The organism is uncultured Thiodictyon sp. (assembly GCF_903946935.1).
Lineage (GTDB): Bacteria > Pseudomonadota > Gammaproteobacteria > Chromatiales > Chromatiaceae > Thiodictyon.
The window spans coordinates 1-5928 of sequence record NZ_CAJAXH010000212.1; the positions used below are offsets into that span (position 1 = coordinate 1).

The following is a 5928-nucleotide window of genomic DNA, read 5'->3' on the forward strand; positions in this document are numbered from 1 at the left end:
AGCGGCCGGCGCGGCCGGGATCGCCGCGGCGGTCGGCGCGACATCCAGCGGCGCGGGGACCGCGGGCGCGACCTCCGGCGCCCCAGGTGCAGCCAGCCCAACCGGAACCCAGACCCCCGGCGCTGCCGGGATCGCCGCAGCGGCCGGCGCGGCATCGAGCGGCACGGGGACCGCGGGCGGGACATCTACCGCTGGCGTACCGGATGGATCTGACGCAAGCGCAGCAGGAACCTAGCAGGCTGTCGGACTTAGTGATGCAACCGATTGAATGCAAAGAGTTTCCTCTTTTGCGCCAAAAAGTCGTTTTCCTGTTTAATCAATCGGTTACGCCATCAAGTCCGACAGGCTGCTAGGTGGCCAGCGCTGCCAGGAACCAGAACACCGCTTGAGCGAGCCAATTCGCCCAAGAAAATTACTCGCGGCACTATTCCGGCGTAACTACCGGCGCCGCACTAACCTCAACGACTACATTTGGTGACATGATGAAGTTGCTCGATTATCGACCCTATCTTTTTTCCGCTACGGCAGCCATCGCGCTGGCGTACGGCACGTCGACCTCCGCCCAAGAGGTGCTGACTGGCGATTCACGCTCCGCCTGCGAGACGATCCTCTGTCTGGCGAGCGTCACTCAACCGGACGAATGCAGTCCGTCGTTGAATAGGTTTTTTAGCCTGCTGGCCGGCGACCGGCAAAGCTTCCTGGAAAAGTGCCCCGCGTCTCAACAAACTCCATACATGAGCGGGCTAGTCGGCAACATCGGGCAGATCGTTCAGTATGGCGCAGCCTGTAATCGGGCCACATTGGCGGCACAACTAAATGCCGAATATCAAATCTGCCAGCAGGAATATACTAGCTGCGCGTTTAGTTATAATCAGTGCATTAATAATCAGGCTTACTGTTATACGATGGGTGGGGGTGATTGCACCTGTACGCCCTGTAATACCTGCAATCAAAACTCGCAGCGTGCAGCACAACTGTGTGGCGCATGGTCAAATGCGACCGGCGGAAAGGTAGCCTTGCCGGTTCTCGAACAGCAAGGTAACGGCACGTACATCTGGAGATAGGCATGGCTGCGCCGAAATACCGTAGGGGTCGCCCGCGACTCTCAGTGCGACCGCTATACAGTGCGGAGCAACGCGCCGCCGCAGCGACGCATCTGCCGCAACTCCACGCCGCCTTGAACGCTGTTCCAAGTCGCATTCTCGATCACGATTGCGAGACGGATAAGCCCCGGCCACGATGAAAACTTTGGTCGTGACCGACGGCCTCCTAGAAGCGCTGAAGTGGCTCGGGCTGATCGCGATGACTGGCGATCACGTCGACAAATACCTGTTCAATGGGACGAACGATGTACTGTTCGACGCCGGCCGTCTGGCGATGCCGTTATTCGCGTTCGTCCTTGCCTACAACCTGGCACGGCCTAACACGCTGGAGCGCGGGGTTTACGGCCGAACGATGCGACGGTTGGCGATTACCGGACTCTGCGCCACGCCGGCATTCGTGGCCCTCGGCGGCCTTTGGCATGGCTGGTGGCCAGGAAATATCCTGTTCTCGCTGCTCGTCCTCACGGCAACGCTGTACTACCTCGACCAAGGGACGGTCTTTAGCTGCTGCTTGGCCGGAGCGATATGCGTACTCGGTGGGGCATTCGTGGAATTCTGTTGGCATGGCATCGTCCTCGGGGTTGGAGTGTGGTGGTATTGCCGCCGGCCTGGCTGGATGCCCGCTGGATTAGCTGTATGCGCGCTTGCCGCCCTCTGGGGGGTCAACGGAAACTGGTGGGCGATGGCAGCGCTGCCGATCGTGCTTGCGGCATCCAGGCTCGATCTCAGAGTGCCGCGGTTGCGATGGGTGTTCTATTTCTACTATCCCATCCACCTGTGTGCGCTGTGGCTAATTCGCATTCCAATGCGCCAAGCCGGATATCTGTTCTTTACTTAAAAGACACTGTTGCTGGCGGAGTTTGAGACGATGACAGGGTGGAAAGAGCGGCGCAGACATAAGCGAATACCCGTCGCGAGCGATCTCAAAGTGATATTGCCTGGGGTGAGCGCCGTGTTTACCGCCCGCAGCAGGGATCTTTCGTGGGGCGGGGCGCTCTTTTCGGTCCGGAGAATGCTGCCAGGAGCCGGCGAAATATGTCTGCTGCTGCCGTGGGCACGGGACAAGTACATCGCGACCCAAGCGGAGATTCTAAGGGTCGCGCCCGACAATGGCTCGCAGCTCGTGGCCGTGCGTTTCCGCAGTCTCGCGCACCATCACCAATCGCGGCTAGAACGCCTGCTGTCGATGTTGCAGGGCGAGTCGAATGAACCGCTTTGCGATGCGCTGAAGCTTGTCGTGGATGATGGGGAAGAGTATTGCCGAATGGTGGAGCAGATGTCTGACGGTGCCTACATTTTATATACCGGGGAATCATATCAGACCCATCAAAGTATTCTGGTCGTGATTGAAGGGCCTGACTACCTTCCAGAACTGCGTCTACGGGCGCGCATTATGGGAATTGACCGCATCCGTACATCGTTTCGCGTGGCATTGAGTTTTGAGCATCCGCGGGAAGCGATGCAAGAGCTGGCCGCAAAAGTCAAACGCAAGCACCACCGACGCAAATAGCAGACATACGAAGCATGACAAACGACAGCGATCACCTTGTAGCCCGGCATGAGCGTGGCAAGTTGGAAGTAGCGGCGGCGGCTCGTGCTGCGGTTTCGGTGCGGGCACGGGTGGTATCTGGAAGTTCTGGCCGTCTACGCTGCCCCACCCAACGGGACGACGCTAAGGGCGGAGACAAGATAATCTGTCACCTTTCACGGGACGGGCTTCAGCGCAGGATGTGCCGGTACGTTTCGACTGTGCGACCGGCGCGGCACGGCAAGTGCCAGGAGTATCACCCTATCCAATCTTGGGCGGGTGCTGACCGAAGCGGGCGCGACATCGTGTCCATGAGGGGCCGCCGCCGAAAGGATGGTTTCACCCTCCTTGAAGTACTGGAGGCAATCATTGTGTTTGCGGTGGGGCTCCTGGGGATTGCTGCCCTGCAAGTGCACACCCTGCGAGACAGCCAAAGCAGCACCTACCGATCCATCGCAACGCAACAGGCTTACGACATTGCTGATCGGATGGTGGCCAATCGCGCAGGAGTGGCGGAAGGTGACTACGACAATCTGTCCGCAGAGATGCCGCGTGACCCTAAGTGCTTTCTGTCCGGCTGTTCGGCTGCCGGCATGGCGGTAACGGATCACTATCAATGGCTGACGGTGAATGCGGCAATGCTTCCGGGCGGCACCGGAACCGTGCGGTGTGTCATCGGGCCGACCCCGGCCTGTGCAGCCAATACCCCGGGGTCTAATCGTATTTTCGATGTTAGGGTGTTGTGGACCGAACGTGGGAGCGGTGACAACATCGCCCGAGAATTCATTACTCGATTTTCCCCCTAAATGTGGTTTCAATATGAATGAAGAAAAGACAGCCGATCACATCAGGTTGCGCGCGGCGCTTGCGTATCCGTCCTATCTGGATCAGGTCCGGCGAGGACAACTCGCGTCGGGCAAGGCGGCGCTGCTTGAGAATGCGCAATTCTTGGAGCGCAACTACACGGTGAACAACTGCTACCACCGGACCGACGCGAACTGCCTGACGGAAGACCCGCAATTGGTCCTGCCAGTGGTGCAATCTCCACCAACCGGAGTGGCCACATACACCATCACGGTGGCATACTCCGCCATTTCGCCCTGCACCATGGGGCAGTGCTTTATTGTGTCGGCGGAACCCATTGCACCCTGGTATGTGGCTGGCGATCCGTGCGGCACGCTGACGATCAATCAGGCAGGCATTCGCGGGGCGAACGATCCGACGTGTTGGCGACGATGAGTGGTAGGTAGGCAATGCAGGAAGGGTGCGTATGACGACAACGACAGACGAAGTAATGATGGCGGTGGGTCACGCCTTGGCCCTCGCGGATGCTGCCAAAGGCAGCGCCAGGCCAGCGGTTGAGCGGCTGCGAGACATTTTTACTGAGGTGGAAGATGTCTTAAACACAGGGGCTTCCAGGTGGGTAGTCTGGGAGTATCTTAACAATAAATGGCTTACCTTCTGTGACGGTGAGTTTTTTGACGCGCTGCGCCAGCTTCGGCACGATCGGGGCCACGCACTCTCGGGTCGTCGGGTCTATATCCAACGGCTCGGGATCGCGCTGCGAGCGGGCGCAATCGCGAATCCCTATGGGGGGGTGACAGCATACGCCGGATAGACCCTCAACAGAATACGCTACAGTCTCCTCGCCCGGGTCGGTCGGCTTGTTACGCCGGCAGCACTGCCGTGAGTCGCACCCGTGCTGTTTAACTGCCGGCGACAGTGCCCGGAACTGGAGAAGCATTCCAAGGTGTCGTAACCGACCGATCGTTTGCCAGTATCACTACCGGCGGGCTGGTTGAATCTCATGATCGCGAACACCCGTCACGACGACGGGAGGGCGCGATCAAGGCGGCGACTCAACGCCGGATATCTGTTCTTTACTTAAAAGACACTGTTTCTAGCTGTGCGTCTTTGGGCCGGATGCGACACATCCGGCTACTTTTTGATTCGCGGGAGATAACGTGAACAGAAATCACACGAACATATCTATAACTATATGCGCTGCCATTTTATTCGGTGTTATCATCTCTGAGGGGCAGGCGATCCTGAGCGAGAAATCCAAAGCTCTGTCGGAGTTTGAGACGACGACGATGTATCTCAGTCCGGCGGAAAAGCAGGCACGGCAGGTTCAGGAAGTGAAGCGTATAGTGAAACAGGAGGTGCAACGTTTTCAACCTGTGGTTCCGGTCGAGCAATAGTATATTTTTCGGACAGGACCCGGGCGGCATAGAATCGCACGGTGATCCTACATAGCAAACGCGGGCAAAACGCACGCATAACATCATTCGGTTAATAGTTAAATGAATATGACGTTACGGAAGATTGCGACAGGTCTGTGCATGGTTGGGTTATCTACGTGCGTAGCAGCGGATTCGGATACTGGCGATTCTCGGTACGCTCCAGGCTCCACAGGTAAATATCAATGCGATGGGCGCACATATTGCACTCAAATGAAGTCGTGCGACGAGGCCAGATGGTTCTTGGCTAACTGTCCCGGAACAAAGATGGATGGGGACAGGGACGGGGTTCCTTGTGAAAAACAATGGTGCGGTGACGGCGTGGGCCGCTGACACCGCGAGCAGAGAGAACGCTATCAAATGGGCAACAACACGGCGGCGGTCCTGGTGGTCGAAGATGTCGAGCTTGTCAGGACGACACTCGCGCGCTTGCTCCAGCGCTGGGGCTGGTCGGTCGCGGTGGCCGCATCGGGCGATGCCGCCTTTGACCTGCTGTGTACACATCGGTATGGGTGTGTAGTATCCGATCACCAGATGCCGGCGGGCGACGGTCTGTCGCTTGCGCGACGGTGGAACGCGATCCTAGATCCGACGACACCGATCCTGATCCAGACCGCGGAGCGCTCCACTGAGGTCCTCAATGCGTACCGGGCGCTGAGTGTCCCGGTGCTGATGAAAGGCGCGGATCCTGACCAGGTGCGAGAGTGGGTCCAGCAGGCGCTGAAGTTGCGGCGAGAATGATAAGAGTATCGCATGCGAAACCTTGCTAGCCCCCTAAGTTTCGTATGCGAAACTTGACGGGGCAGTCCACCGCTGGAGACATCTGGCAACATTCGGGAAGTCTCCTGCCCTCGCCTCCTTGGCGTAAAACAGGTAGACAGTGCTCGGGTGCCGGTGTTGGCGCAGGGGACCTTTCCGTCAACTACCCCGCCCTGAAGGGCGGAGCTTGTGAAAGCGAGCTGGGTTGACCAGGGAAAGCGGTAACCATCCCGCTACGTTGGCAACAGGTCGTCAAGACCCACTCCGGGATGCTTCCTCAGTCCCGGACTCTGGAAGG

At 58.4% G+C, this 5928-nt stretch carries 9 protein-coding genes; all 9 read left to right on the forward strand.

Annotated elements, in window-relative coordinates:
* Positions 1 to 213: hypothetical protein (locus tag QZX93_RS17965; protein ID WP_295394807.1), on the forward strand; the 213-nt coding region annotated here is incomplete at its 5' end.
* A 266-nt stretch (positions 214 to 479) separates the two neighbouring features.
* Positions 480 to 1064 (forward strand): TrbM/KikA/MpfK family conjugal transfer protein, encoded by a 585-nt coding sequence (locus tag QZX93_RS17970; protein WP_295386636.1) that lies wholly within the window; start codon positions 480 to 482, stop codon positions 1062 to 1064.
* Positions 1065 to 1254: 190 nt separating this feature from the next.
* Entirely contained in the window at positions 1255 to 1941 is a 687-nt protein-coding gene (locus tag QZX93_RS17975) for a TraX family protein (RefSeq protein WP_295386639.1), read from the forward strand.
* A gap of 30 nt (positions 1942 to 1971) precedes the next feature.
* Positions 1972 to 2613 carry a PilZ domain-containing protein gene (locus QZX93_RS17980; RefSeq protein WP_295386642.1) on the forward strand — a complete coding sequence of 214 codons (642 nt, stop codon included), beginning with the start codon at positions 1972 to 1974 and terminating at the stop codon, positions 2611 to 2613.
* Between the two features lie 329 nt (positions 2614 to 2942).
* Positions 2943 to 3437 carry a type IV pilus modification protein PilV gene (gene pilV, locus QZX93_RS17985; RefSeq protein ID WP_295386645.1) on the forward strand — a complete coding sequence of 165 codons (495 nt, stop codon included), beginning with the start codon at positions 2943 to 2945 and terminating at the stop codon, positions 3435 to 3437.
* A gap of 13 nt (positions 3438 to 3450) precedes the next feature.
* Complete coding sequence (locus QZX93_RS17990) at positions 3451 to 3870, forward strand: type IV pilin protein (protein WP_295386651.1); 420 nt, start codon at positions 3451 to 3453, stop codon at positions 3868 to 3870.
* Between the two features lie 725 nt (positions 3871 to 4595).
* Positions 4596 to 4832: a hypothetical protein gene (locus QZX93_RS17995; protein ID WP_295386655.1), complete on the forward strand. Its 237-nt coding sequence runs from the start codon at positions 4596 to 4598 to the stop codon at positions 4830 to 4832.
* Positions 4833 to 4973: 141 nt separating this feature from the next.
* Positions 4974 to 5204 carry an excalibur calcium-binding domain-containing protein gene (locus tag QZX93_RS18000; RefSeq protein WP_295386665.1) on the forward strand — a complete coding sequence of 77 codons (231 nt, stop codon included), beginning with the start codon at positions 4974 to 4976 and terminating at the stop codon, positions 5202 to 5204.
* Between the two features lie 27 nt (positions 5205 to 5231).
* Entirely contained in the window at positions 5232 to 5612 is a 381-nt protein-coding gene (locus tag QZX93_RS18005; RefSeq protein ID WP_295386660.1) for a response regulator, read from the forward strand.
* The last annotated feature ends 316 nt before the right edge of the window (positions 5613 to 5928 follow it).

What these genes read in the sequence shown, in the direction of transcription:
- QZX93_RS17970 (WP_295386636.1), top strand. Translation starts at nt 480, where the DNA reads ATGATGAAGTTGCTCGATTATCGACCCTATCTTTTTTCCGCTACGGCA.
- QZX93_RS17980 (WP_295386642.1), top strand. Translation starts at nt 1,972, where the DNA reads ATGACAGGGTGGAAAGAGCGGCGCAGACATAAGCGAATACCCGTCGCG.
- pilV (WP_295386645.1), top strand. Translation starts at nt 2,943, where the DNA reads ATGAGGGGCCGCCGCCGAAAGGATGGTTTCACCCTCCTTGAAGTACTG.
- QZX93_RS17990 (WP_295386651.1), top strand. Translation starts at nt 3,451, where the DNA reads ATGAATGAAGAAAAGACAGCCGATCACATCAGGTTGCGCGCGGCGCTT.
- QZX93_RS18000 (WP_295386665.1), top strand. Translation starts at nt 4,974, where the DNA reads ATGGTTGGGTTATCTACGTGCGTAGCAGCGGATTCGGATACTGGCGAT.
- QZX93_RS18005 (WP_295386660.1), top strand. Translation starts at nt 5,232, where the DNA reads ATGGGCAACAACACGGCGGCGGTCCTGGTGGTCGAAGATGTCGAGCTT.